Annotated in this window: 20 protein-coding genes and 2 riboswitches; of the genes, 7 read left to right on the forward strand and 13 right to left on the reverse strand. The window is 48.2% G+C overall.

Annotated features, from left to right (window positions below; all coding sequences use genetic code 11):
* Positions 1–583: 583 nt before the first annotated feature.
* From C8N47_RS17535 to C8N47_RS17545, 3 genes are all read left to right on the forward strand, one after another.
* The gene (locus C8N47_RS17535; protein WP_107823880.1) at positions 584–1,204 is read left to right on the forward strand and encodes a hypothetical protein; all 621 of its coding nucleotides are present in this window, start codon (positions 584–586) and stop codon (positions 1,202–1,204) included.
* A gap of 143 nt (positions 1,205–1,347) precedes the next feature.
* Positions 1,348–2,250, forward strand: coding sequence for a hypothetical protein (locus C8N47_RS17540; protein WP_146161567.1), 903 nt, complete (start codon positions 1,348–1,350; stop codon positions 2,248–2,250).
* 196 nt (positions 2,251–2,446) lie between these two features.
* On the forward strand, positions 2,447–4,162 hold the full coding sequence (locus tag C8N47_RS17545) for a PNGase F N-terminal domain-containing protein (RefSeq protein ID WP_107823882.1): 1,716 nt from the start codon (positions 2,447–2,449) through the stop codon (positions 4,160–4,162).
* A 60-nt stretch (positions 4,163–4,222) separates the two neighbouring features.
* Here the strand turns inward: C8N47_RS17545 and C8N47_RS17550 are convergent, their stop codons facing one another.
* Entirely contained in the window at positions 4,223–6,943 is a 2,721-nt protein-coding gene (locus C8N47_RS17550; RefSeq protein ID WP_107823883.1) for a 4-alpha-glucanotransferase, read from the reverse strand.
* Between the two features lie 246 nt (positions 6,944–7,189).
* Here C8N47_RS17550 and ccsB point away from each other — a divergent pair, with 246 nt between their 5' ends.
* Together ccsB and C8N47_RS17560 are read left to right on the forward strand one after the other, a co-directional pair.
* On the forward strand, positions 7,190–10,237 hold the full coding sequence (gene ccsB / locus C8N47_RS17555; RefSeq protein WP_146161568.1) for a c-type cytochrome biogenesis protein CcsB: 3,048 nt from the start codon (positions 7,190–7,192) through the stop codon (positions 10,235–10,237).
* 110 nt (positions 10,238–10,347) lie between these two features.
* Entirely contained in the window at positions 10,348–12,225 is a 1,878-nt protein-coding gene (locus C8N47_RS17560) for an AMP-dependent synthetase/ligase (protein ID WP_107823885.1), read from the forward strand.
* Between the two features lie 99 nt (positions 12,226–12,324).
* Here the strand turns inward: C8N47_RS17560 and C8N47_RS17565 are convergent, their stop codons facing one another.
* Entirely contained in the window at positions 12,325–12,675 is a 351-nt protein-coding gene (locus tag C8N47_RS17565; protein ID WP_107823886.1) for a translation initiation factor, read from the reverse strand.
* Between the two features lie 126 nt (positions 12,676–12,801).
* On the opposite strand from C8N47_RS17565, the gene C8N47_RS17570 reads away from it, so the two are divergent.
* Positions 12,802–13,344: a carbonic anhydrase gene (locus tag C8N47_RS17570; RefSeq protein ID WP_107823887.1), complete on the forward strand. Its 543-nt coding sequence runs from the start codon at positions 12,802–12,804 to the stop codon at positions 13,342–13,344.
* 100 nt (positions 13,345–13,444) lie between these two features.
* On the opposite strand, the gene C8N47_RS17575 is transcribed toward C8N47_RS17570, so the two are convergent.
* The 8 genes from C8N47_RS17575 to thiS all read right to left on the reverse strand — a co-directional run bounded on the left by C8N47_RS17575 (position 13,445) and on the right by thiS (position 22,032).
* Positions 13,445–15,907, reverse strand: a complete 2,463-nt coding sequence (locus C8N47_RS17575; RefSeq protein WP_107823888.1) for a TonB-dependent receptor — start codon at positions 15,905–15,907, stop codon at positions 13,445–13,447.
* Positions 15,908–15,958: 51 nt separating this feature from the next.
* Positions 15,959–16,055, reverse strand: a riboswitch (TPP riboswitch).
* A 45-nt stretch (positions 16,056–16,100) separates the two neighbouring features.
* Positions 16,101–16,811, reverse strand: a complete 711-nt coding sequence (locus C8N47_RS17580) for a HesA/MoeB/ThiF family protein (RefSeq protein ID WP_107823889.1) — start codon at positions 16,809–16,811, stop codon at positions 16,101–16,103.
* Between the two features lie 3 nt (positions 16,812–16,814).
* Positions 16,815–17,930: a 2-iminoacetate synthase ThiH gene (thiH, locus tag C8N47_RS17585; protein ID WP_107823890.1), complete on the reverse strand. Its 1,116-nt coding sequence runs from the start codon at positions 17,928–17,930 to the stop codon at positions 16,815–16,817.
* Between the two features lie 5 nt (positions 17,931–17,935).
* Positions 17,936–18,703 (reverse strand): thiazole synthase, encoded by a 768-nt coding sequence (thiG, locus tag C8N47_RS17590; RefSeq protein ID WP_107823891.1) that lies wholly within the window; start codon positions 18,701–18,703, stop codon positions 17,936–17,938.
* Between the two features lie 9 nt (positions 18,704–18,712).
* Positions 18,713–19,375 carry a thiamine phosphate synthase gene (locus C8N47_RS17595; RefSeq protein WP_107823892.1) on the reverse strand — a complete coding sequence of 221 codons (663 nt, stop codon included), beginning with the start codon at positions 19,373–19,375 and terminating at the stop codon, positions 18,713–18,715.
* The gene (locus C8N47_RS17600; RefSeq protein ID WP_107823893.1) at positions 19,372–20,004 is read right to left on the reverse strand and encodes a thiamine phosphate synthase; all 633 of its coding nucleotides are present in this window, start codon (positions 20,002–20,004) and stop codon (positions 19,372–19,374) included. The genes C8N47_RS17595 and C8N47_RS17600 overlap by 4 nt, the downstream gene beginning before the upstream one ends.
* The gene (gene thiC, locus C8N47_RS17605; RefSeq protein WP_107823894.1) at positions 20,001–21,803 is read right to left on the reverse strand and encodes a phosphomethylpyrimidine synthase ThiC; all 1,803 of its coding nucleotides are present in this window, start codon (positions 21,801–21,803) and stop codon (positions 20,001–20,003) included. Before thiC ends, C8N47_RS17600 begins: the two co-directional genes overlap by 4 nt.
* Positions 21,804–21,828: 25 nt before the next feature.
* A complete protein-coding gene (gene thiS / locus C8N47_RS17610; protein WP_107823895.1) occupies positions 21,829–22,032 on the reverse strand; it encodes a sulfur carrier protein ThiS in 204 nt (67 codons plus the stop codon).
* 47 nt (positions 22,033–22,079) lie between these two features.
* Positions 22,080–22,178: riboswitch (TPP riboswitch) on the reverse strand.
* Positions 22,179–22,431: 253 nt separating this feature from the next.
* Between thiS and C8N47_RS17615 the strand changes: the two genes are divergently transcribed.
* Positions 22,432–22,866: an Hsp20/alpha crystallin family protein gene (locus C8N47_RS17615; protein WP_107823896.1), complete on the forward strand. Its 435-nt coding sequence runs from the start codon at positions 22,432–22,434 to the stop codon at positions 22,864–22,866.
* Between the two features lie 87 nt (positions 22,867–22,953).
* Here C8N47_RS17615 and C8N47_RS17620 read toward each other — a convergent pair whose 3' ends face one another.
* The 3 genes from C8N47_RS17620 to C8N47_RS17630 all read right to left on the reverse strand — a co-directional run bounded on the left by C8N47_RS17620 (position 22,954) and on the right by C8N47_RS17630 (position 25,611).
* Entirely contained in the window at positions 22,954–23,928 is a 975-nt protein-coding gene (locus C8N47_RS17620) for a zinc transporter ZntB (protein ID WP_107823897.1), read from the reverse strand.
* Positions 23,929–24,097: 169 nt separating this feature from the next.
* Positions 24,098–25,126 (reverse strand): glycosyltransferase family 2 protein, encoded by a 1,029-nt coding sequence (locus tag C8N47_RS17625; protein WP_107823898.1) that lies wholly within the window; start codon positions 25,124–25,126, stop codon positions 24,098–24,100.
* 14 nt (positions 25,127–25,140) lie between these two features.
* Entirely contained in the window at positions 25,141–25,611 is a 471-nt protein-coding gene (locus C8N47_RS17630) for a hypothetical protein (protein ID WP_107823899.1), read from the reverse strand.
* Positions 25,612–25,651: the final 40 nt, after the last annotated feature.

The following is a 25,651-nucleotide window of genomic DNA, read 5'->3' on the forward strand; positions in this document are numbered from 1 at the left end:
AGAAGGCATTTAAGAGAAGACGGAAGCTCGCTCGGAGCGGGACCGGCCTACTTTTTATCGATGGTGAGAGGCGAACCGGAAGCTTAGTGAATCCGGGAAGCTCCGCTCCGGCAGCTGCCGGATTGGAGATCACCCGGCTGAACTTAGCTTTCGGGAGCTGACACCTGAAGATAAAAATAAGCCTTGCGTTTTCTGTTTCGTCTTTGGGGCAAGCCAAAGATGAAAACCCGTCCGGTAGGACAAAAGTTCCGAATTAATCAAAAGTAGGAGTGAAAAAAAGCAGGCTCTGAAACGCCATGGAAGGAACTTTCAACGCGCATACCAGCAGCCTTCCGTAACTCTCCCCTGAAATGAACCAATCCTGTCGAATTGATTCAATTCTGTCCCCTCTCTGCAAGCAGAGCGGGGGCGACGGGAGCCATCCCCAAAGGCATCTCCGATGCGGTTGGAAACCCTGCCTACCGCAGGCAGGCGCATCACCCGAAGGGACTTTCAAAAAAAAAATGCCAGGGGGTAGGGTAAAAGCACACTGGTGCGGTTAGCTTATGAAATTGGATCAATAACACACTAAAATGAATAAGTTATGAAAACAATCGCACGCACAATCGCAACCATGGTTTTGGCCATGTTTATTGCCGCTCCGGCAGTTTATGCACAAACCGACGAAACACCCGTTCAGGATCAAACTCAGCAGCGCCTGAAAGATGGAACGGGCGATCAGCTGAAACAGCAAAAACGTGATCGCTCGCAAATAAATCTGACCGATGCGCAGATGACCATGATCGCCGAGAAACAGGAAAATGCCAAGCAATTTCGTGAAACTTTCCGCGCCAGCTTAACCGAAGAGCAGATGGCCATTTTGGAAAACCAGGAAATGACCCGCGAACAAAAACGGGAAGCGCTGATGGCAACCTTGAGTGAGGAACAACAGGAAATGCTGCAGGCCCAGGAACAAGTTCGGGAAGAAAACCGCCAGCAGTTCCGTCAGAGTGTGAGTGGTGAGCAAATGAAACAAGCCCGCCAACGCCTGCAACAGTCCGAAAATTGCGAAAATGCTACGGCTGTGCAAGAGCAAGTACGTCAGCAAGCGCAACAACAAATGCAGCAAAAAGCCAAAGAGGCCGCTCAGCAGGAAGCCAAACAACAAGGTTCTGAAAGTGCCGGTGGTAATGGCTACGGGGGAAATGGTAAAGGAGGAAATTAGTTAAGTTCGAGGATGAAGCCGCTGAAGGGCGGCTTTATTCTTTTTTAGGTAAGCTGGTTGTCAGGTTGACCCAGCCTGACCCTATTGTCGGAATGGGAGGGGAATAAAGATTATTGAATGAAGGTGTTCCAAATTTGAAAGCGATGAAACGAATAAGCTTAATACTAGTTGCACTGTTGGTGTTGTCGGGAGCGGTAGTGGCACAGCATACCGATATGCTGGAGCATGAACGGGTGAGTCGGATTGACTCGCTGCTGAACGACGTGTTGTTTGGCGATGATGATTTATATGCGCTCTTCAACACGAAGCAAAATTTTCAGTTTATCTATGCCGGAACCAACTTCAGCAGCAAAACCTATTTTGCCGGTCGCGAGATTGGCAACGATCAGTATAACCTGTCCGGGCAGCTTTATTACATGCACTCCAAAGGTTTCTTTGCCGGCGTGTCGGGCAGTTGGTACAGTCAGCTCGATCCGGGGTATCGCACCACCGTGCTTTCGGCCGGCTTTGGCCGTGGCCTGAAAAAAGCTTCCTTTTTCCGCTATCGGGCATCGGGCAGCTATTACCTGTTTCATGTCGATGATCCCGATTTCGATCCCATTTATACAACCAGCGCGAATGCGGGAATCACCCTGAAATCGAAAACACTGGGCACCCGTCTGGATGGAACCTTGTTGATGGGCAAGGAGTTTGGTCAGCAACTTTCGTGGGATGTATATGCTTACCTGAACCTGGTTAAATTTGGCCGCTACAATTACCTGCGCCTCGAACCCGAGCTGAGCCTGTTCTGGGGATCCGAAGCTGCCGAGTTTTTATTGAATGAAGCTTATTTCGACGAAAGCACGCAGACCGAGATTTCAACCTACTATAAAGATGTTTTTGGCTTACTGAACATCCAGCTGCAATTGCCGGTAAGCCTGAGCTGGAAGAGCTTCGACCTGGAAGTTTCGTACAATTACAACTTGCCTCAAACGGTGAGCGACAGCTTCGATTATCCGAATTCGTCATACTTCCGAATTTCTTTAGGTTATATTTTTAACCTTTAGCTATTTATTGAGGGCTTCACTTGAAGTGAAACCCTCAGTAACGAGTGAAGCCCTCAATAGCCAGTGAAGCCCTCAATAGAGCCCTCAATAAGACTTGCTTTTTCGCCGATCAATTCACGAAAGCATGACTTCGCCTTGCCGGTGATTGAATGTTTGCCGGCTTTCCCTTATTTTTGGGGCAAACAAATTCAAAACAATGTACAAAATCAGACTAATCGTATTGGTTCTCGGCCTCTGTGCCGCGAGCTTTACACAGGCGAAGGAAAAGGAGAAGAGTGGTAAGGTTGTCTATTCTGCATGGCGACAAGGTGCGGTGGTGCCCGACCGGGATCCCCTGGTGGTGGAATATGTGAATGGCATTGCCCGCAGTTGGATGGATCAGGGAGACAAAAAGCTGATTCCCGAATTGCCTCAACAAACAAGTTATCTCGACTATAACTCGGCTACGGTCTATCAGCAGGCCGAATTTATGAGTGGTGAAACCTATTTTACCCAATCCGAATTTCGGGCGCTCGAGGGCTATGAACCCGTGGGTGAACCGGAGAAAATTCTGGGTTACAGCTGCCAGAAATATGTCGGTTCTTCGTTTTCCAACAAAATTGAATTGTGGGTGACCACCGAAGCCGGCTTGCAAGCTACCCCAATGCTTTTCTTTGCGTACCCCGGAGGGCTGGTGATGCGTTATGTGCGCAATGGCAGTTCGGGCTGGGAGGCCACATCGGTTGAGTTTTTCAAAAAAGGAAAAGCACCCGAGCTGATGCCTGCCGACTTGGGCACCGAAACCGACGATGTTGACTTTAGCCGTCGGTTGAGCAATGCTTTTGTGAAGGAAGTAACCGTGTTTAATAAGCAGCAGATTAACTGGACTGATCAGATTGAAAACCCCAACGGCGAGTATACCGACTCGTTGTATCGTTTCGCGGGTGGTACGGTGGTGGTGAAACGCGTCAAACTGCCGCAGGTGCCCGATGGAACGTCGGTTTTTGCCGAAGTAACCGAACAGTCGAACGGCGATGCTTACGACCGCACGGGCTCGGTGTTTGTCATTCCGGTGAATAAAGAGCGTAGTTTTCTGGATGGGCTGAAGTTTGGCAAAGATTCCTTGCCGCAATACATCAGTAAAGAAGGAACTGCTTATCAGGGCGTGGTGCTGACTAATGACTATAATCCGCTGCTTGAGCTGATGCGTTTTTTCACACCTTTTGGCGTGCACCATTTCAATGAAAAACGCGACGTGGGCATTGCCTGGGCCGACTCGGTAAGCTACAAGCAGGATGTCAGCGACCTGCTGCCGGTGTTACAGGACGAATGCTGGATTGGCGTGTTTGTTGGGAACTACGATGGTGGTGGTCACAAAGTAAGCTTGAAGTTGAAATATCATCTCAACGAGCAGCAAGTGTCGGAAAAGCCCGCGAAAAAATACTGGATTCAACCGGTTTTCAATACAACCAATGTCATGGAAATGGCAGGTCAGGAATACGGAACCATGTTTGCCAGCGATACGCTTACGGTGAATTTTGAAGTTCCCGCAGGTGTTAAAAATGTGACCTTCCGCTACATTACAACCGGCCATGGTGGCTGGGGCGGCGGCGACGAGTTTGTGCCCAAAAAGAACGAACTGTTTATCGACGGCACTCCTTTTTTCAGCTTCACCCCCTGGCGTGTTGATTGCGGAACTTACCGCGCGTCGAACCCGGCATCGGGTAACTTCTGGAACGGCTTGTCATCGTCCGACTACAGTCGCTCGGGCTGGTGTCCCGGCACGGTTTCGCACCCGTATTTCACGCCGGTGGATAATCTGACACCCGGAAAACACAGCATCCAAGTGTATATTCCGCTTGGCAAGCGCGACGGCAGTATGTTCAGCGCCTGGAATGTGTCCGGAGTATTTGTTGGCGAGATCGACGAATAATCGGTTCGTAAAGGAAATTGCAACAGGGGGCTATACGGCAAGTGTAGTCCCCTGTTTTATTTAGTAGTCCGAATTTCGTCCCGAAGCATTGAGTAAATCTTTTAGCAGGTCATTAAAATGTTGTGCTTGTTTCAACTCCTCAATGCTTTGTTTCATGCGGTAGCGCCACTTGTGCCGCACATTGGCCGGAAGGTTAATCTGTTCTTCCTGTGTTTTATCCCAGCGCAGCTGGCCGTCCATGGCCAGTAAATCCTGAATGGGGAAGGTTGTCCATATCGCTGGTGAGTGCAGGTGCTGGGTGATGATCTGCCGGCAGATATCGGGCTCGGCAAAATAGGGAGCTGTTCCCCAGTTCCCCAACTCCTGGTTGTAAAACAGCTGGCTCAGTTCGTGATCTTCTTCCCACCACCCGCGGATGGTTGACATGTCGTGGGTGGAGGTGGTGCAAACCGACAGGTAGGGTGCATCGGCCGGGTGGGCAAACTGTTTCTTCGGGTCTTTGGGCATGCGCTGTATTTCCAGGCTCAGGATGTTGAGCTCGGTCATGGCCTTGGGTACGCAGGCCGGGATCATTCCCAGATCTTCGCCGCACACCAGCAAGTTGCCAACCGAGGTGATGGCCGGCAGCTTTTCCATTCCTTTTTGATACCAGAAGTCTTCGTGGCGTCGGTAAAAGTAATGGTCGTAAAGTGTCCGCAGGCGTTCCTGGCTCCAAAAATCGAGCTCTGCAAACGAGCTTGTTTGTGTCATCGCTATGCGCGGGTGCCACTGGTTATGACCGGTACTCACCAGGATGACATTGGCGACCAGGTCGAACAGCCCGTTGCGTAGTCGTAGTTTGTCAATCTCGAGCTGTTCCTCTTCAATGCCATTTAAAAAATGCGCATTGATCTTCTGCTGGGTGTTGAATTCTTCTTTTAGTCGGTATTTCTGATCTCCCAGGTCTTCCAGATATTGCTGAATGACACTTTCGGTTTGTTCTCCAAATTGTTCAACCAACAAGTGGTAACGGATGTACGGCTGGGTGAAGCGCTCGTAATCGAACTGTACGCCAAACTGCTGAATTTCGTCGGCGGTGAGCGGTAGTGCCGGGTTAAAATGTCCCAGCAGCGCTTCCACTGCGTCGCCTGGCACCTCCCAAATGCGGAAGAAACCCAGGATATGGTCAATGCGGTATGTGTCGAAGTATTCTGCCATTTTTTGCATCCGGCGGATCCACCAGGCATAATTATCTCGTGCCATTTCTTCCCAGTTGTAGGTCGGAAATCCCCAGTTCTGTCCTTTAATGGCAAAGTCGTCGGGCGGCGCTCCCGCCTGGGCATCCAGGTTAAAAAGGTGGGGCTCCATCCAGGCTTCAACACTGTTTGGGCTAATCCCAATGGGGATGTCACCTTTCAGAATAAGGCCGTTCTTACGGGCGTGGCTGGTGGCTTCTTTCAATTGTTTGTCCAGATGATATTGAATGAAATAATGCACAACAACATCATCGCGGCTGGGAGCACCTGGCTCGCTTAGCGCTTCAATTTTATAGCGGTCGTAACGGCGGAAGTCGCCCCATTGGCGGAAATCCGGAGTTTTAAACTGGTCGCGCAAATACACAAAAGCGGCGTAGGGAACCAGCCAATCCTTGTTGGCGGCGAAAAATTTTTTGAAGCTGCTGCTGTTGAAAAGCTTCTCACCATCCTGATCAAAAATGAGTTTGTAATAACGCGACTTGAGGCGATGCACTTCCGGATAATCCACGTGCGTTTCCAGGTTGAGGCGTGCGCCGTGCGTTGTAAATTCTTCCTGAACCCGCAGATTGTTCAGCTGTCCCATTTTCTCCAGGTTCAGGTAGATGGGGTGAAGCGCCATCACCGAAATGGATTTGTAAGGGTAGGAGTCGAGCCAGTTGTGGGAGGCGACTGTTTCGTTGACCGGCAGAATCTGAACCATCTTCAGACCTACCGACTTTGCCCAGTCAATCAGCTTGAACAGGTCGCCAAAATCGCCGACCCCGAAGCTGGTCCGGCTTCGCAGCGAGAAAACCGGAACCGCGACGCCCGCACCTTTCCAATTGCCCAACGGATAGCGGAAATTATTGTCCGTTTTGATAAATGCAAAGGATTCCCCCTGAGAAGTCAGCGCATTCAATTCGCGGTCGAATCCTTCTTCTACCGTTTTTAGTTTTCCGGCTTGTAAGTCCCAGATGCCGTATTTGTAATGTACCGGAAATTTCAGGTTCTCGGCGTCCACCTGAACGGTCCATACCGGAAAATCGTCGCCAAACTCCATCAAAAGCGGTTGCGACTCGTTCCAGTTGCCCATCACTTCCTGATTGCCGAGCATGCACAGCTTGTAATTTCCGTTGATGCGGGGAACGCTGATGCGGAACTGAAGGATCTTTTCCTTTTCAATCCAATTGACAGCAGCTTTGTTTTTTCCCGGTTTCATAATCACCCCCGAGAAGGTGTCGCTGTAAAAAACCTTTTCGGCCGGCGAGGGGTTTTTCCACTGATCAGCAAGCTCAAGCAGGGGATGGTGGTATTTGTTGAGGTCGATAAAGTGGTTGTTGCCCCATTCCCAGTGCAGCCGTCCGCCGGTGTCGAGCATAAAGTATTTATATTCCAGACGTTTGGTCGAAGCGGGGCAGTCGATGGCAATTTCCCAAAAACCGTTGCCGATACTGTATAGCGGAATCGCCTGCTCCGTTTGCCATTCTCCGAGTGCCTCAGCCGAACCCGACAAAAACAGCTGTTGGCCCGGCGTAGTATTGTAGTGAAGTTTGAATATGAGTTTCATAGATCTGCGGTATTATGTTCCTCTTGCAGGTTTTTCTAAACCGTTTCAGATGAAAAGGTACGATAAAATGCCTTTATATTGAGGTGCTTTGTTCTGTTTTCAGCCGATGCTGTTTCTAAAACATACCGGTTGTTCTTATTTTCGTTTTGCCGGACTCAACTAAACCCGGTGACCAATGTTATTTATGAACAACAAACACGGCTTTGGCGAATAGTGCTAAACGGCAACCCGATAAAAAACGATCTTATGAAAAGAATTTATCAGTTTCTGACCTCCATGCCTTTTATGGGCTTCTTATTGTTGGTATTTGCCATCTCCATGGCGGTGGCGACCTTTACCGAGGCCAGTTACGGAACCGAAGCCGCAAAAAGCATCATTTACAACACCCATTGGTTTGAGTTGGTGCTGGTGTTGTTGGGATTTAACCTGATGGTGAATTTCCTGAGCTATAAAATGTACTCGGCCAGGAAGATTGTTATAGGCCTTTTTCATATTTCCTTTACCATTATCATCATTGGCGCGGGAATTACACGCTATGCTAGTTTTGAAGGCGTGATGCACATTCGCGAAGGGATGAGCTCCAATACCATTCTCTCCACCGATACTTACCTGACCATTGAGATGGCCGAGCAAAAGTTGAAAACGAAGGTTCTTTTTTCGGAATTGCGCTCCGGAACCTACTCGGAATCAATAGTTGTTGAGGGGAATCTCGTAAAAATTAAATCGGTTGGCTTTGTGAAAAATGCGGTGAAGACTCCGGTTGAAAATGCTGCAGGCGAGCCGTTGGTCGACTTTGTTGTGTCGGCAGGGCAGGGGATGCAGCCCTTTGCGTTCCGAAAGGGTGAGACGGTTAACCTGGGGCCGGTGGTTGTGGGGTATAGCCCCGCAGCGAACATCCGCTTCGAAGATGAAGATGACCAACTTTATATTGTCAGCGACCGCGATTTGGAAATCCGCTCGATGAGTGGAGCCGAGCCTGTCTCGATGGTGGCCGGCAGTCGACAGCCTGTTTTGCCGATGCACTTGTATGCTTTCGATGATTATCTGTTGTTGGTGAAGCAGTTTTATCCGCATGCGTCGGTACGTGTGACTCCTTCAACCCAGGGTGATACGGGCGAGGATGCGGTGCTGCTGGAACTGACGGATGGGGAACGTGTTGCCACCGTGAATGTCTTTGGGCGCTCCGGCCAGGTGGGGCAACCAACCACTTATATGCTGGGGAATACGGCGGTAGCATTTTCGTACGGTTCCGAGCTGATTAAACTACCATTTTCGCTTCTCCTGAAGGATTTTCAGTTAGATCGTTACATCGGATCGGATAGCCCGTCGTCGTTTGCCAGTGAAATTGAACTGAGCGATGAAGAGCGCGGCGTTGAGGAAGATCACCGTATCTTTATGAACAACACGTTGAAATATCGTGGCTACCGCTTCTACCAGTCTTCCTACGATCAGGATGAATTGGGCACGGTGTTGTCGGTGAATAAAGATTTCTGGGGAACTTTTGTGACTTATCTTGGGTACCTGTTGATGACTGTTGGGATGATTTTGGCGCTTTTCGCCCGAAATTCGTATTTCCGGCATTTGGTTCGGCATTTAAAAGAACTGAATAAAGCCGCTGTTGCCGGTCTGATATTGTTCCTCTTGACCCTGCCAAATCCGGTTCAGGCAAATGATGCGGTATTAAATGCTATTCCGAATTTAGATCAGGATTTGGTAAGTGACTTTTCTGAATTGTGGGTGCATGGGCGCGATGGTCGTATTGAGCCCATGTCGACCTTGAACAACGAAATTTTGCGCAAGCTTACCCGTAAGGCATCATTCGAAGGGAAGACGGCTGACGAACTGGTGCTGAGCATGAACCTTTTTCCGGAACTCTGGCGGACAGTACCGCTGATTAAGCTGGAAAAGGCAGCGGCTGCCAAATTGGGAATGACAGAGAAGCGGGCTTCAGTGCTCGACTTTTTTGATGAGCAAGGGCAATATCGAATTTTAGAAGAAGTACAGGCTGCTTATAATAAAATGCCGGCAATGCGCGATCAGCGCGATAAAGATTATCTGACTGTTGACGAGCGGTTGAATATCTGTTTTATGATCTTTAACGGTGAGTTTTTTACTTTCTTTCCGCCGGTCAATCAAAAGGATGCCTGGTACGCGGCGGGCAGCAGTCCAACCGGTTATCCGAAGGGAGATTCACTTTTTGTGGCGAGCAGCTTTAAACTGCTGCGCGAGTCGTTAAATCCCGGTGGCGAAATTCAACCGCGCCAAATAATGGCAACGATCGCCAATTTTCAGCAGAAGTTTGGTGCCGATATTTTGCCATCCGACAGTAAAAAGGAACTTGAACTATTTTACAATCAATATCAACCCTTCAAACGTGTGTTCCCCTGGTATTTGCTCTTGGGAATTGGCCTGTTGGTTGTCTTGTTCGTCAATATCATCAGGCAAAAGACGGTGAGCAAACCGGTTCGATACATCTTCGGCGGGTTAATCTTTCTGGCCTTTGGGGTACACACCGTGGGGCTGATTGTCCGTTGGTACATTTCGGGGCATGCTCCCTGGAGTAATGGCTACGAGTCGATGATTTATGTGGCCTGGGCGGCGATGCTGGCGGGAATCATTTTTGGCCGCAAATATCCGATGGTGCTCGCAACGGCAGCCTTTTTAACCGGTATCACCTTGTTTGTGGCGCACCTGAACTGGATGAATCCGGAAATCACCCAGCTGGTGCCGGTACTCAAATCGTATTGGCTGCTGATCCATGTAGCGGTAATCACGGCAAGCTATGGTTTTATCGGGCTGAGTTCTTTCCTGGGGGTATTGGTTTTGACGCTGTATGCCTTAATGCACGAACGAAACCAACAGCGTGTTGCCTATTTCACTGATCAGTTAACAACCATCAGCGAGCTTTCGGCAACCTTGGGATTGTATATGCTCACCATTGGTACCTTCCTTGGTGGCGTGTGGGCCAATGAAAGTTGGGGCCGTTACTGGGGCTGGGACCCCAAAGAAACCTGGGCGCTGATCACGGTGGTTATTTTCGCGTTTATCGTGCATCTGCGGTTTATCCCCGGTTTGCGCGGGCGTTTTCATTTTAATGTAGCTACGGTCGTGGGTTTTTGTTCGGTGTTGATGACCTACTTTGGTGTGAATTATTTTTTAAGTGGCATGCACTCGTACGGCAAAGGAAGTGTGGAGGGCGTGCACTGGAGCGTTTACGCCGCCCTGATCGCCGTTATTGTGCTGATTTTTGCAGCCTACGAAAAATACCGAAGATACGGACAGGCTGAACAGTGATTCGGTGGCAACTGCCGACTGTTTGTGTAACAGCTTTCGGATAGCTTGGCTGTAAGGTTGAAATATTATCTTTGCCCGGTTATCAATGGGTATTAACTTAGATCGATCAAATGACAGTTAACGTTACGCGTACCTTCGATATTCTGGATTATTGCTTAGCCGAATTTCCACGCCACGATGCTTTGGGTGGAAAAAATGATTCGGGATGGTACACCTATTCGACGGCAGAATATGCCGAAAACTCCACCTGTTTCGCATTAGGGATGATGGCACTGGGCCTGAAAAAGGGCGATAAAGTAGCCACGGTGACCTCCAATCGGCCCGAGTGGAACTTTGCCGACATGGGCTTAGCCATGGCCGGCATGGTGCACGTGCCTATTTATCCAACGATCGGTGAAGACGAATATGCTTATATTCTGGAGCATGCCGAAGTGCAGTGTTTGCTGGTTGGCGACAAAAAGCTCTGTGACAAGTTAAAGCCCATTGTGGAAAAAATTGGCGGTGTTAAAGCGATTTTCTCATTCGAGGAGGTCGACGGTTGCCGAAATTTCCGGGAAATTATTCAGGCCGGGCGCGAAGCTGACGCGAAACTGGCTGCCGGGCTTGAGCAAGTAAAACGAGCTGTTCAGCCCGACGATATTGCGACCTTGATTTATACTTCGGGAACAACCGGCGTACCCAAAGGGGTGATGTTGTCGCACGCGAACCTGGTGGCCAATTTTACGGCTCATGCGCGTTTGCACAACCTGGGCATGGGAAAAGATCATCGTGTGATTAGCTTCCTGCCGCTGTGCCATGTTTACGAGCGCAGTGTAAACTATCATTTTCAGTATAAAGGAATGGGGATTTATTACGTTGGCAACCTGGGCCAGATTGTGAATGCCATCAAGGAAATCAAACCACAGATGTTTAACTCGGTTCCGCGCTTGCTGGAGCGGGTGTACGATGGTTTTGTTTCGAAAGGAAATGATCTGACCGGACTGAAGAAGGCGATTTACTTTTGGGCTCTTCGCTTAACACGGCATTTTGAATACAACAAACGTTACAATCCGTTGGTGACCATGCAGGTTAAGCTGGCCGACAAGCTTGTTTACTCTAAATGGCGCGAGGCATTGGGGAATAATATCACCTACATTGTGTCGGGAGGGGCTGCCCTTCAACCTCGAATTGCCCGGGTGCTTGGAATGGCTGGTATGTACACTTTGGAAGGCTATGGTTTAACTGAAACTTCGCCCGTGATTGCGGTGAATAACCCAAGTACCGGTGAAATGAAAGTTGGCACGGTGGGGCCCATTCTGGAAGGAGTAGAGGTGAAAATAGCCGACGATGGCGAGATTTTGTGTAAAGGTCCCACGGTTATGAAAGGCTACTACAAAGCGCCGGATCTGACCGCTGAAGTAATTGACGAGGAGGGCTGGTTTCATACCGGTGATATCGGGCACCTGGATGAGGGTAAATTCCTGAAAATTACCGACCGCAAGAAGGAAATGTTTAAGATGTCGGGCGGAAAGTATATTGCCCCGCAGGTGATTGAGAATAAACTGAAAGAGTCCTTTTTTATTGAGCAGGCGATGGTGATTGGTGAAAATGAAAAGTTTGCCAGCGCCCTGATTTCGCCCAACTTTGATTACCTGCACGACTGGTGCTCGCAGCATAAAATTCATTTCCGCGACAACCGCGAACTTGTTCAGCTAAAAGAAGTGCAAGCGCAGTATCGCAAAGAGGTTGCCGTGATCAACAAAGTTCTGGGTGAACATGAAGAGATCAAACGTTTTCGCTTGGTATGCGAGGAGTGGTCGCCGCAAAACGGGGCACTTTCGCCAACGCTGAAGCTAAAGCGAAATTACCTGGGCAAAAAATATAAGCACTTAATTGAGCATATTTATGCCACACCCAAAAACGGAGCAGCCGGAGATGGCGGAGGTATTAAGTTGCCCCGCATGAACCTTCGCTTCGATTTAAATAAGTTAACCGAGCGATTTAAATAAATTGAGAAAGCCATCGTAACTGATGGCTTTTGTTTTATAGCGATAGATCATTGTAGTTTCAGCGTTTCGCTTAAGGCTCACTCCGAAAAACAGCTGGCATTATCCGCCAATGCGTTTTACTTTAAATCCCTGCTCCTTTAAAATGCCCATGATTTTATCGCGGAAGTTCCCCTGGATCAGGATTTCGCCATCGCGGGTCGATCCGCCAACGCCACATTGTGTTTTTAGCATGCGGGCCAGCTCTTTCAGTTCGTCGTCGGTTCCTTCAAATCCGGTAATCAGCGTTGCCGATTTTCCTTTGCGCCCCTTTTTATCCAGCTCAACGTAGAGGGTTTGCTTGTTTGCCGGAATCGACGGCGTTTGCTCTTGCTCGTGGTGCTCCGGCTCGTTTTGGCTGTCGGGTGAAACGGAAAACGCTTTCCCCAGTTTATCTTTCCAGTCTTGTTCCATCGTGAATTTTTTTTCAAAAATAATTTAAAAATGACGAAATCAAATCAGCCTGAAAATGTGTTTCAGTTGTGAACTTTTAGGCCGGCTCGGGGGTTTGAGAGGATGACCTAAGTTGAAAAGAAGAAAATGGCTAAACTCATCGAGGTAAATTCAGTACAAGACATTCTACCCGAATACAAAAATACGGCGATAAGCTTGCTGCTGGAATATCATAATTTGAACAAGACGTTTAAAAACTACGATCAGGCGCAGATTCTGATCGGGATGTGCATGGACAACCGCAAAAACCTGTGGGTGCCCGAAAATTTTGCCTTTGTGATTCGGTCAGGAGGCGCCAACTTATTTTTTCACGAGTTTCAGGTATCCTATGCCATTGGTGTTGGCGGGGTCAAATGTATTGCCCTGATCGGTCATAACTATTGCGGCATGGAACACCTGGATGAGCAAAAAGAAGAATTTATTGCCGGGCTGGTTCATAATGCCGGCTGGAAGGCCGAAAATGCCACATCGCATTTCGAGAATTTGTCGCCTTTCTTTGAAACCGGGAATACCATCGAGTTTCTGCTTTGCGAGGTCGACCGCCTGCGCAAACGCTACCCGAAAGTAAAGGTGGCACCGCTGTATTTCGATGTCGACACCGGAAAGATCTTGCAAATTGTCGCCGAGTAAACCAGCGTACCAATTCACACTACTGCGTTTGCATTACACATTCATTCGTTGAGAAAAAATACAGCCCACGGAAAGTTCCGAGGGCTGCAAGGTGATTAAACTAGAACTTAAAGTCAATTCCGGCTAAAAAGTTGATTCCGGCTTGCGGGAAATAACCATCCATCTTGTAGCGATTTCTACCGCTGCCGTCGTCGTAATAATACGAGTAAACCCAGGCGTTACTTTCGTATTCCGCGTCAAACAGGTTATTCACCATCAGGTGCAGTTTAATTTCTTTAAACAAGTTGCCTTTTATCGCGTAATCTATCTTCAGGTTGTTCACCAACCAAGCGTCCAGCTTGCGGTCTTCGCTCGACGAGTTGTCGATATACTGATCGCCAACATAGTTGGAGAGCAAGCTGATCGACAAATCTTTTGCGGGTTGAAAACTGATTTGGCTGTTCACAATCACTTCGGGCGAAAACGACAAATCAGTTTTTCCCAGGTTATTTACGATTTGGCCGACATTATCCCAGTCGTCCACGTATTCGGTAAAGTTTTTGATTTTGTTTTGGCTGAAGGTCGCGTTCACATCCCACTTCAGGGCTCGGGTAATTTTCACTCCCCCCATCAGCTCGATACCGGCGCGATAGCTATCGTCGGCATTTTCCATGATGGTTGCTCCAACATTATTAATTTCTCCGGTTTGCACCAGCTGGTCTTTATAAAGCATGTAGTAAAGATTTGCTCCGACTGAGTAATTGCGTGAGCGGTAAGTGTAGCCGGCTTCAAAATCATTCAGCGCTTCGGCAACCGGCTGTTTTCCGTTCGGGTCGGCATCAACAAAATTATCGCGGTTGGGCTCACGGTTGGCGCGGGCGTAGCTAATATAGGCTTCGTTTCCGGCGTCCGGTTTGTAGTAAAGCCCCACTTTCGGGTTGAAAAAATCGAATTTATGCTTTTGACTCACGTCGCGTAATTCATCATTGATTCCGGTAATATTGTAGTCGATGTGGCGGTATTGAAGGTCGGCGTACAAACTCATGGCTTCAGTCATTTGCAGGTTGTATTTGCCAAACAGGTTGAAATCCTTTTTGGTGCCTTTGCCTTTATACCATTCCAAATCCTTGGCATTGTCGCCCATATATTGAGCCCAAATTACCCGTCCAAAGTGACGGCCATCGTACTCGTTGTAGCCACCGCCAAAGGTGAAAGCATTAGTGCCGTCGTCGTAGTTCAGCGAATAGGTTGCGCCGTAAAAATCATTGTCCAGCCACTTGCGAACCACCATGTCTGTCGCGTCAATGCCCACGGGAGCGGCCATCTGGTAGGCCGCATAATCCTGGTCGTAGGCGTAGTTTTCGTAATAGCCACGTCCGTAAGTATAGTGCAGCGCCGCGTTCAGATTCAGATATTCGTTGAACTTGTGCGACAAGTGCAACTGATAGTGGTCTTGCTGGTAGTGGTCTACTTCATTGTCGTAGGTGTAAAAGTTGTAAGTGCGCGCGTCCGAATTAATCAGGTCATCGTAACGTTTTTGGTTTTCGCGTTCCGATCCCGACCACAGCCAATGATCCAGGTAGCGCTGCATCCCTTCCTCATCGTTGTTCAGTTTCACGGAAGGAACACCGTACCAGGCCTGGTAAGTTTCTTCGAAGCCTGAGAAGATGTTCACTTTCAGGATGGTGTTTTCTGAATAATAACCACCCGAAACAAAGAAGGACTTCAGGTCGGAAGTGGCGCGATCGATAAATCCGTCGGAAGTGACTTTCGACAAACGAACATCGAAAGCGAATTTGCCCAGTAGACCGGTTCCGGCAGCAACCGAATTTTTAAAAGTTGAAAAGGAACCGGCCGAGCTTTTTACCTCGCCGTAAGCTTGCTTGTTGAGGGTTGTTGTTTGCAGGTTGATGGTTGCCCCGAAAGCTGCTGCTCCGTTGGTTGAGCTTCCCACACCGCGCTGCACCTGGATGTTGTCGATCGATCCGGCCAGGTCGGGAATGTCAACAAAGTAGGTTCCGTGCGACTCGGCATCGTTCATCGGAATGCCGTTTACCGTAACATTGATGCGGTTTAGCGATGTTCCCCGAATGCGAAAATTGGTGTAGCCAACGCCTGCTCCGGCATCCGATGTGGCCACGTACGAGGGGGTCATCGTCAGCAGATAAGGAATGTCCTGCCCCATGTTTCGGTTTTCGATGGTTGTGCGGTCGACCGATGTTTTGGCAACCGGCGTTTTGTCGCCCGCACGCGTTGCCGATACCAGCACTTCTTCGGTCATAATACCCGATGGTTTCAGGGTGATTGTTACAGCCTGGTTGCTGTTTTTCAGCGTTACGCTCTGGCTGGCCCGCTCGTAGCCGATAAATGAAATAAGAAGCTTGTAATCTCCTGCGCGCAGATTCTTGAGTTCGAATTGTCCGTTCGTGTCGGCAACGGTTCCGGTGTAGGTCCCGGCCAACACAATATTGGCTCCCGGCAGTACTTCGCGTTTTTCATTCATCACAACTCCACTGATCGCGTACTGTGCAAAAGTCAAGGTGGTCAGACTTAACATGACCAGCAAAAAAAATACTCTTTTCATTTTTTGAGTGAAAGTTTGGTTAATAAAATAACCAATGAGGTAGGAATCGTTGTTCCCTTATTGCGCCCTCCCTACGCCGGCATTACCCGGATCAGGTTCTGTGGGTATGATCTCAGTCCGTCATATTAGGACACCCCATTGCTAATGGCTGCAAATTTAGATACAATCTAAATTACAATCAAATTTTTTGGTCTTAAATCAGCTTTAGTATGGATGAGGTGCACTCAAGGGCATTGTAAACAAACAGTTTGCCCGAAAGTATTTCACCCGCTCTGGTTATGATTTTGAGTACTTCCATGGCTTGCATGCTACCGATAATACCCGGCAGTGCCCCAAAAACACCTTTGGGAGCACCATCTATCGATTGGTCTTCCGGCGCTTCCGGAAACAAATCTTCATATACCGGTCCCCCCTGATAGTTAAACACGGAGACCATTCCTTTAAATTCTTCGATGGAGCCATGCACCATGGGCTTGCTGAACTGTTGGCACGTTTGGCTAATCAGGTAGCGGGCCCGAAAGTTGTCGGTGGCATCAACGATTACATCGTAAGCTTGAATCAGCTCGGCTGCATTGATTTCCGTTAGACGCTCCAAAACGGGACGTACACTTACGTTCGGATTGAGTGATTTTAATACTTCCCGGGCATGCGTAACTTTTGCTTTGCCGACGACTTCCGAGTTGTACAGAATCTGCCGTTGCAGGTTTGTCACGCTTACGTTGTCATTATCAACCAAGGCAATGTGGCCAACTCCGGCGGCCGCCAGGTAAAGGGCAACCGGTGATCCCAGCCCCCCGGCGCCGATAATCAGCACTTTGGCCTGTTTGAGTTTTTGTTGCCCGGCCTCCCCGATTTCGGGGAGCATAATTTGCCGGGCATATCTTTCTTTTTCTTCTAAATTCATCGGTTAAGCATGTTGCATATAAACATCCCAGTCTTTCCAAACCACCTCGTAGCCCTGGGCTTTGAGTGCCGTTTCCACTTCATCGGGCGTACGGTCATCGTTGATGGTAAATTGCTCCAGCGACTCGTCTTTGGTGGCGTAACCACCGGGCTTGGTACTGCTGCCGGCGCTCATGGTTGTTACACCCAGCTTGGCCAGATTATCGCGCATGGCAGAGCTTTCGCGGGTTGAAATGGATAGTTCCACATTTTCATCTAATAAGCGGTATGCACATATCAGTTGCACAAACTCGCGGTCGTTAATCGGATAGTCGGGATTGAAACTTCCGGCATGTGGTCGCAGACGAGGAAAGGCAATGGAGTACTTGGTTTTCCAGTAATGCTTTTTCAAAAATTGCAGGTGCAGTGCGGTGAAGAACGAATCTACCCGCCAGTCTTCCAGCCCGAGCAAACAACCGAGTCCGGTTTTATGAATTCCGGCTTTCCCCAGTCGTTCCGGTGTCTCCAACCGATAGCGGAAGTTTGCTTTCTTACCCTTGGGGTGATAGATCGGGTAGCGCTGTTCGTAGTAAGTTTCCTGGTAAACGTATACCGCATGCAGGCCGGCATCAACCAAGGCTTTGTATTCCTCGGTTTGCATTGGCTGTACCTCAATGGAAATCTGAGCAAACAGTGGGTTCAGGAGCTCTACGATTTCCTTTAAATATGCGAAGCCGGCTTTGCGTGGATGCTCTCCGGTTACCAGGAGCAGATGCTCGAATCCCAAATCCCGGATGGCTTTTGCTTCGTCTAAAACCTGGTCTTTATTAAGTGTGCAGCGGTCGATCTCATTGTTGTGGTTAAAGCCGCAATAAGTGCAAAAGTTGGTGCATTCGTTCGACAGGTACAGCGGCACGTACATCTGAATGGTTTTGCCAAAGCGTTTGAGGGTTAGCTCGCGGCTTTGTTGGGCCATTTGTTCCAGGGAGGGAGCAGCAGCCGGCGAGATCAAGGCCATAAAATCGTCGATGTTCCGTTCGGTTTTGTTGAGCGCTTTCTCAACGTCAGCAGCGTTTTTGCTGTAAATCAGGGCGCGGGTCGAGTCCCAATTATAGTGTTGTATCAGTTCGTAAAATTCCATAGCGCTTAATCTAAAAATGAAGTTAAAGGACTGCTGGCTTCGGCGTGATCGCGAACCGGAGCAAGCTTTGCTGTCCGTGCCAGAGCGGCTGACTCAACGGCCAGCTTGAATGCTTTGGCCATCATCACCGGGTTGTTGGAAACAGCGATAGCTGTGTTGACTAAAACAGCATCGGCTCCCATCTCGATGGCTTCGGCAGCATGTGATGGTGCTCCGATCCCCGCATCAACGATAACGGGAACCTTCGACTGCTCGATGATGATGCGCAGAAAGTCGCGGGTTTGCAATCCTTTGTTGCTTCCGATTGGAGCTCCTAAAGGCATTACTGCGGCGGTGCCGACATCTTCCAATTTCTTACACAAAACAGGGTCGGCCTGGATGTATGGAAGGACTACAAAGCCGAGCTTTACCAGCTCTTCGGTGGCTTTCAGCGTTTCTTCCGAGTCGGGTAACAGGTAGCGCGGATCGGGGTGAATTTCCAGTTTTACCCAGTTGGTGCCTAAAGCTTCGCGAGCCAGTTGGGCGGCAAAAACGGCTTCCGTGGCTGTGCGAACACCAGAGGTGTTTGGAAGCAGATTGATGCGCGGATGATTGAGGTGTTGGAGCAAATCATCGTTGCTGTTATTGATGTCAACGCGGCGCAATGCCACCGTTACCAGTTCACTTTCGGATTCGAGCAAAGCTTCCTCCATGATGGTGTTTGAACTGAATTTGCCTGTGCCGGTAAACAGGCGTGATTGAAATGTTTTGTCGGCTATTTTTAATCGATTCATTTGGTGTTTTTAAGAAATTCGTTCGGTTGAAATAATTGTTTGCTCGATGGCTTGGAGCCATTCCTTTGTTGTTGAGACAATGCTCGCCTTTTGCCAAATGGCAGATGAAATTGCCAGTCCATGCAAGCCTGTTTTTCGTAGCGAGTCAACATCACTTTGTTCAACTCCGCCAATTCCAACGACGGGGAGATTGATGTTTTGTGCTTTCATCTCTTCCAAAATCCGTTGATAACCGTCGAGCCCAAGTACAGGGCTCAGGTTTTCTTTGGTTGCGGTGAAACGAAAAGGCCCTAATCCGATGTAATCTACCCCCTGTTCAGTCAGACGGATGACGTCATCGATTGTATTGGCCGTACCACCGATGATGAACTTGTCGCCTAGTAGTTGACGGGCTTCAATAGGTGAGCAGTCCTGTTTCCCCAGGTGTACACCATCAGCTCCGCATTGTAGTGCAAGCTTTGGATTGTCGTTGATGATGAATGTGAAGTTGAAGCTAACCTTCAGTGCCTTTATTTTTTCGGCTTCGGCCAGGATCTCTTCATCGCAGTGCTTTTTCATACGCAGCTGAATCCATTGGCAGCCACCTTCCAATACTTGTCGGGCTTGCTCAGCCGGAGTCGATTGTGCTGTTGAGTGAGTGATGAATTGTAGTCTTGCTATTTTGTGGTTCATAGTCTTATTTTGTTATCGTTTCGAATCTGTCGGCCGTTCTGTTTTTGGAGAATCCGAAAGCGATCGGTTAGTTCACGCTGTGTTTGTCCTTCCTGCCAGATGTTGCCAAGTACAGCAATGCCGTTGAAGCCGATCTGCCGGCAAGTCTGAATTTTTCCAGCTTCAATGCCGCCCAGTGCAATTACTTCGGCTTTGTTATATGTAGCCAGGAACTTTTCCAGCTCATCGAAGTCGAAGTTGGCGTGGTACCCTTGTTTGGAAATCGATGGAAAAATCGGGCTCAAAAAGGCATAGTCAATTTGATCCGGTAGTTCGTGTAATTCTTCCAAACTATGGCACGATGTACTTCGACTTCCTTCGAAAGAGCGCCACTGTGGCATCTGGTTTTTCGTTTTTGCTGAAAAGTGAATACCACCCAGACCGAATTCAACAGCAAGTTGAAAATGATCGTGGATGATAATTCGGTTAAAAAATGTTGGTTGAACCGATTTCAACAGGTTTCTGATTTCTTCGGTCGACCAGTTCGGCTTTCGCAGATGAAAGTGTTGCATCCCCAGCTCAAACAGTTGGTTGATCACTTCGGCCTCGTGCGCAAATTGATCGGGATGTGAAATCACCAAAAGTTTCATTCCTGTGCGTTTATTGTTTCTTCAACTGCTTCATTGCGATGCTGACATGGCCCGTGTTGTTTGCCGGATTTCATGTTGCGAATTTCATGAGATGACTTCATCGAGCAGAAATTGTCGCCGCACATCGAGCAGAAGTGTGTCTTCTTATTCTCGTCATTGGGTAGTGTTTCGTCATGAAACTGAATGGCTGTTTGTGGATCCAAAGCCAGCGCAAACTGATCTTCCCACCGGAATTCGAAGCGGGCTTTACTCATGGCGTCGTCGTGCAGTTGGGCTCCGGGGAAGCCTTTCGCTAAATCGGCAGCATGAGCGGCCAGCTTGTAGGTGATCACAGCTTGCTTCACGTCTTCGCGGTTCGGTAAGCCCAGGTGTTCTTTTTGCGTAACGTAGCAAAGCATAGCTACACCATGTGCTCCAATGATTGCTCCACCAATTGCTGAAGTAATGTGATCGTAGCCGGGAGCAATGTCGGTTGTTAACGGCCCCAGTACATAGAAAGGTGCATTGTCGCAAACTTCCTGCTGTAACTCAACATTCTCCTTGATTTTATGAACCGGTACGTGTCCTGGGCCTTCAATCAGCACCTGCACATGAGCAGCACGGGCTTTGTGTGTCAGTTCTCCCAAGACACGTAATTCAGCAAACTGGGCTTCATCGTTGGCATCGTAAACAGAACCCGGTCGCAGGCCGTCACCCAGGGAAACGGCAACATCATAAGCGGCCAGGATTTCGCAGATCTCGTCGAAGTGAGTGTACAGGAAGTTTTCTTGGTCGTGAATCATGCTCCATTTGGCCATAATTGCACCTCCGCGGGATACAATGCCGGTCATCCGTTTGTTGGTTAGCTCGACATGATCGCGCAGTAAGCCAGCATGGATGGTGAAATAGTCAACACCCTGTTCTGCTTGTTCAATCAGGGTGTCCCTGTAAATTTCCCAGGTCAGGTCTTCAACTTTACCGTTTACTTTTTCTAGGGCTTGGTATAGCGGCACTGTTCCGATTGGTACAGGGGAGTTTCGGATGATCCACTCGCGGGTTTCGTGAATATTGTCCCCGGTTGAAAGATCCATGACCGTGTCTGAGCCCCAGATCATGGCCCAAACGGCTTTGTCAATTTCTTCCTGTATACCGGAAGAAAGGGCCGAGTTTCCAATATTGGCGTTGATTTTTACGCGGAACTTCGAGCCAATAATCATCGGTTCGCACTCGGGATGGTTAATGTTGCAAGGAATCATAGCACGGCCTGCTGCAATTTCCTGCCGCACAAATTCGGGTGTGATATAGCTTTCGATTTTAGTCGCGCGACCTTCGTTCATCCTACCCAGATTCTGATTTTCACGGATGGCCACGTATTCCATTTCCGGCGTGATTAGGCCTTGTTTTGCATAAAAATATTGCGTGGGAACTTTATCTGCTTTTGCACGAAGCGGCCGGGTGTTGACGTTCGGATAACGAATGGCATCTAATTTTGTATCGGCTTGCCGAATTTGTCCGTATTCAGAACTCAAATTGGAACGCTCTTCAACATCAGCTCGCTCTGCAATCCATTGTTGACGTAGCTTTGGAAGTCCTTCTTTTATATTGATCGTATAGCTCGGGTCGGTGTAAACGCCCGAAGTGTCGTAAACATAGATCGGTTCGTTTGGGTGGTTGACACCTTGCTTGTCGGTAAAGGGCGAAAGCGAGATCTCGCGCATGGGCACCCGAATGTCCGGGCGACTACCTTCAACATAAATCTTGCGTGAACTGGGGAACAGCGTACTTCCCTTCAGCTGTTCGGTTAGTGATTGGTTTTTCATCTGAATGATTTTAGGGTGAGCTGAATCAACCGCCTTGGGTTGCTTTGATGATGAGGATGTTGTCGTTGGAGGAAAACCGGAAGTCGTTCCAATGTTCCCGGCGCACGATTTGGTCGTTCACGGCCAGTGCAATCCCTTTGATTGAATTAATTTGAAGCGCGGAGAGGAGATCCGGGACAGATGCGGAATCGGGCAGTTCCATCGCTTGCTGATTGACAATTACATGCATAATTCGGTTAATTGATAATGAGTAATTGCAATAGGATGGAACTATCCGGACAGTAGCTACACAAATCCCTCCGCCGGTATTAACCGGATCAGGTTCTTTGGGTATGATCTCAGTCCGACGGTAGCCGGACACCCCATTGCGTAATAATGCGTGTAAAGGTAGGGGAAAATAGAAGTATCCGCGCTCGGTGCGGGCAATTAATTTTTTGATGTAGTCTGCAAATATTTCAGCATTAGTGGTTTAGGTGCTGAAAAAATGACTTTGTTTCAGTCAGAATGGCATTTGAAATTGCAAATTTTTGCCCGAAAATTCGTAAAAATACTTTGGAGCGACCTTTGATGTTGTATGGATGGAAAACAAAAAAATCAATGTTTAACGAATTGATAGGAGGACAAAGTTATGTTACCATTTGTAAGATCAAACAGAAACGTACCGAGTTTATTCGACGACTTTTTTGGAAAAGATGTGTGGAACGATTTTTTCGAAAAATCAGGATGGAACAGCAGTCCCAATGTTAATGTGTACGAAAAGAAAGACCATTACGAAATAGAGTTAGCTGCTCCTGGCCTGGATAAAAAAGATTTCCACATTGATTTGAAAGACAATGTGCTGACAATTTCTTCAGAAAAAAAAGAAGAAAAGAAAGAGGAAAAAGACAGTAAAGTTGTGTTCTGTGAGTTTAATTACTCCAAGTTCAGTCGTTCATTCCAATTACCGGAAGGTGTTGATGTGAACAAGATTGATGCTTCGCATAGCAATGGTGTTTTGAAAATTACCGTTCCCAAACGGGAACAAGATAAGGCTCAGGCGCCACGAATGATTGAGATTCATTAAGCGAATTGTTCAACGGAGATTGATTGAATTTTTAAATTGGTTTTAGTTTATTCAAAGCCCTGCCCGATACGGAGCAGGGCTTTGCTGTTATAACCATTTATTTTTTCGGAAGAACCAAAACTGAAAGCCAACGATGATCACCAAAATAAGGATGAATGCTAAAAAGGCATTTGGGTTTTCGGCATGGGGAATGCCGGAGAGATTTACGCCCAAAAGGCCGGTGAAAAAACTCAAAGGCAAGAACAGAGCAGCGATTATTGATAGCAGATACATGCGGCTGTTAATTTGCTCATTCGATCGGTTGATTAAGGTTTCCTGACTTACCGAAGCTAGTTCTCGCGCTGCATCGAGCATCTCCAGATAGCGCATCAGGTAGTCACTAACTTCCCGTAAACGAAGTTGCTGTTTGCTGGTCATCCAGTTGGTTTTTTCAATTTGAAGTTTGTTGAGCGCATCACGTTGCGGAATTAAAAATCGTTTCAGTTGGATAATCTGGCGCCGCAAGTTGTACAGTTCGCTTTTGCTTTCGTCGTCGTTTCCCTCTTCGTCCATCACCAGCTCTTCCATCGAAATGGCCGACTCTTCAATATCTTCCATCACGTCGCTCATATTGAATACCAGCCGTTCATTGAGCCGGACAATGAAGTCGCCGGTGCTTTTCGGGGCATTGCCTTGCTCCAGATCATCAACAATCGATTGAATGGAGTTTAAGCGTTTTTTCTGACAGGTGATGATCATGTTTTTGGTTGCCATGATGCGTACCGAGATCATATTCTCGGGTTTTTCACCCTTAATCAGGTTTACACCGCGCACAACCAGCAGTAATTCGTCGGCGCTTACCGCAACACGTGGCCGCGAGTCTTCTTTCAGCAACGCCGCAGCCGTTAGCTCATTAACCGATAAGTTGTGAACGACCGACTTGGTTTCGGGAACGCTGAAATCGAGCTGTAGCCAGAGATAATCCGAAGGATCCCGCAGCTCGGGGAGTGCATTGATGTCAATTGTCTCTACTTTGCGTGTGGCAGATTCAACATAAAAGGCGTGAATGACAGCTTGCTTCATGGTTTGATAATTTGAATCAAGATACAACCTCAAGACTGAAGATGCAAACCGGATGTTCGAATTTTTCGGATGCTCAGCGCATTGGATGGCAGGAAATGACTGTTGTTGCGGAACGGCGTATTTCGTAATCCAACGAAAGGAGAATCTTTAAATCGGCAGATCGTGGATATTATTTGATGAGTTCGGTAAAGTTTTTTTTCTTTTGGATATAAAACTTCCAGATGAGGCTTTTACAGAGAATTTCATCGTGCCATTGTGGGGTGGCTTCAGTTTTCAACTTCCGGCGTTTGGCTTTTAGCCTCGTCCAGTTTTTATACAAGGCGGCGTGAGCTTTAAAAACTGCGGATATGCCCTTTAGGTTTCCCTCGGCAAGTAGCTTGAAAGCGGCTATGCCATCGAGCATCATGCGGCCGATTAGTACTTTGAACAGTCGATTGGGCGGGCAGTTTTTATAGAGCATGAACAGGCTGTTGCGGAAGTTGAGAAATAATTTCCGCGGATTGTTGTAGGGCAAGCTGCCGCCACCAAGGTGGTAAACCTGGCTGTAAGGCGTGTAGCGAATTTGATAACCAAAATTTTTGAGGCGCCAGCAAAGATCGATTTCTTCCATGTGGGCCCAAAAGTCCGAATCGAAGCCTCCGGTTTTGTGGTAAAGGCTCGCGCGAACGGCAAAGCAGGCCCCGCTGGCCCAAAAAATATTTGCTTCGTCGTTGTATTGTCCCAGGTCTTGTTCAACCACATTCAACACTCGTCCGCGGCAAAAAGGGAAGCCCAACTTGTCGATAAAACCCCCGGCAGCACCACCGTATTCAAATTCATCTTTCTTATGCCAGCTTAATATTTTGGGTTGCACGGCAGCTACCGTGTTGTCCTTCTCCATGATCGAAATCAGGGGTTTTAGCCAGCCCTCGGTAACCTCCACGTCAGAATTAAGAAGGATATAGTATTTAGCGTCAATCTGTTTTAATGCCTCGTTGTAGCCGCGGGCAAAACCATAATTCGTTGGCAGTTGAAGACGGGTGACTTCCGGAAATTGTTCTTCCAGTAGGGCCATCGAGCGGTCGGTTGATCCATTGTCGGCAACAATGACTTCGACTCCCTCTGCTTGGCTGTATTTAATAACCGACGGTAAAAACGTTGGAAGTAATTTTTCGCCGTTCCAGTTCAGGATTACAATTGCAATTTGGGTGTGTTCCATTGGTGCAAAAATACTCAGGAATTCAGAATTCCCGTAACAATGTCGATGAGTTGTTCTTTACTAAGTTGGCCGAGTTTCTCGTTAATCTCGGCAGTTTGATTTTCGGTTTTGTCAGCCAAAATATCAGCCAGTTCTTTCCATTGTTTGCCGGTCATTTCTTGCTGCAGCAACTCGCGTACACGATCAACAGCACCGGCCTGGCCGGGTAAACCCAGGGTTTCCAGTTCCATAATGGCAGCATCTAAAATCTCGCGCGCCTGCATTTTTACCGGGTCGTCCAGTTTTTCGTTGCCGGTAGCATCGCGCAGGTGCCAGCTCGAGTAATCGTATTTCAGCTCGAGAATCATTTTCACGATCGGGTGCGAGGCCCCAAAAATTCGGTTCAGAAACAGCAGACTTTGGTTTTTCCAGGCTTCCAGGTCGAAGCTCTTTTGATTCAGCTTTTCAACCTGCGTTTTCAGCAGTGCAATTTCTTTTTCAGCCATAATGTGCTTTTTTATGCAATTTAGCGTATTGCTTTAGCCT

The sequence above is a fragment of the Mangrovibacterium marinum genome (genome assembly GCF_003046625.1).
In the GTDB taxonomy this organism is placed as follows: domain Bacteria; phylum Bacteroidota; class Bacteroidia; order Bacteroidales; family Prolixibacteraceae; genus Mangrovibacterium; species Mangrovibacterium marinum.

What these genes read in the sequence shown, in the direction of transcription:
- thiC (WP_107823894.1), bottom strand. Translation starts at nt 21,803, where the DNA reads ATGAAAAACCAATCACTAACCGAACAGCTGAAGGGAAGTACGCTGTTC.
- ccsB (WP_146161568.1), top strand. Translation starts at nt 7,190, where the DNA reads ATGAAAAGAATTTATCAGTTTCTGACCTCCATGCCTTTTATGGGCTTC.
- C8N47_RS17545 (WP_107823882.1), top strand. Translation starts at nt 2,447, where the DNA reads ATGTACAAAATCAGACTAATCGTATTGGTTCTCGGCCTCTGTGCCGCG.
- C8N47_RS17535 (WP_107823880.1), top strand. Translation starts at nt 584, where the DNA reads ATGAAAACAATCGCACGCACAATCGCAACCATGGTTTTGGCCATGTTT.
- thiG (WP_107823891.1), bottom strand. Translation starts at nt 18,703, where the DNA reads ATGAATCGATTAAAAATAGCCGACAAAACATTTCAATCACGCCTGTTT.
- C8N47_RS17540 (WP_146161567.1), top strand. Translation starts at nt 1,348, where the DNA reads ATGAAACGAATAAGCTTAATACTAGTTGCACTGTTGGTGTTGTCGGGA.
- C8N47_RS17625 (WP_107823898.1), bottom strand. Translation starts at nt 25,126, where the DNA reads ATGGAACACACCCAAATTGCAATTGTAATCCTGAACTGGAACGGCGAA.
- C8N47_RS17620 (WP_107823897.1), bottom strand. Translation starts at nt 23,928, where the DNA reads ATGAAGCAAGCTGTCATTCACGCCTTTTATGTTGAATCTGCCACACGC.
- thiS (WP_107823895.1), bottom strand. Translation starts at nt 22,032, where the DNA reads ATGCATGTAATTGTCAATCAGCAAGCGATGGAACTGCCCGATTCCGCA.
- C8N47_RS17550 (WP_107823883.1), bottom strand. Translation starts at nt 6,943, where the DNA reads ATGAAACTCATATTCAAACTTCACTACAATACTACGCCGGGCCAACAG.
- C8N47_RS17595 (WP_107823892.1), bottom strand. Translation starts at nt 19,375, where the DNA reads ATGAACCACAAAATAGCAAGACTACAATTCATCACTCACTCAACAGCA.
- C8N47_RS17580 (WP_107823889.1), bottom strand. Translation starts at nt 16,811, where the DNA reads ATGAATTTAGAAGAAAAAGAAAGATATGCCCGGCAAATTATGCTCCCC.
- thiH (WP_107823890.1), bottom strand. Translation starts at nt 17,930, where the DNA reads ATGGAATTTTACGAACTGATACAACACTATAATTGGGACTCGACCCGC.
- C8N47_RS17630 (WP_107823899.1), bottom strand. Translation starts at nt 25,611, where the DNA reads ATGGCTGAAAAAGAAATTGCACTGCTGAAAACGCAGGTTGAAAAGCTG.
- C8N47_RS17575 (WP_107823888.1), bottom strand. Translation starts at nt 15,907, where the DNA reads ATGAAAAGAGTATTTTTTTTGCTGGTCATGTTAAGTCTGACCACCTTG.
- C8N47_RS17565 (WP_107823886.1), bottom strand. Translation starts at nt 12,675, where the DNA reads ATGGAACAAGACTGGAAAGATAAACTGGGGAAAGCGTTTTCCGTTTCA.
- C8N47_RS17615 (WP_107823896.1), top strand. Translation starts at nt 22,432, where the DNA reads ATGTTACCATTTGTAAGATCAAACAGAAACGTACCGAGTTTATTCGAC.
- C8N47_RS17560 (WP_107823885.1), top strand. Translation starts at nt 10,348, where the DNA reads ATGACAGTTAACGTTACGCGTACCTTCGATATTCTGGATTATTGCTTA.
- C8N47_RS17600 (WP_107823893.1), bottom strand. Translation starts at nt 20,004, where the DNA reads ATGAAACTTTTGGTGATTTCACATCCCGATCAATTTGCGCACGAGGCC.
- C8N47_RS17570 (WP_107823887.1), top strand. Translation starts at nt 12,802, where the DNA reads ATGGCTAAACTCATCGAGGTAAATTCAGTACAAGACATTCTACCCGAA.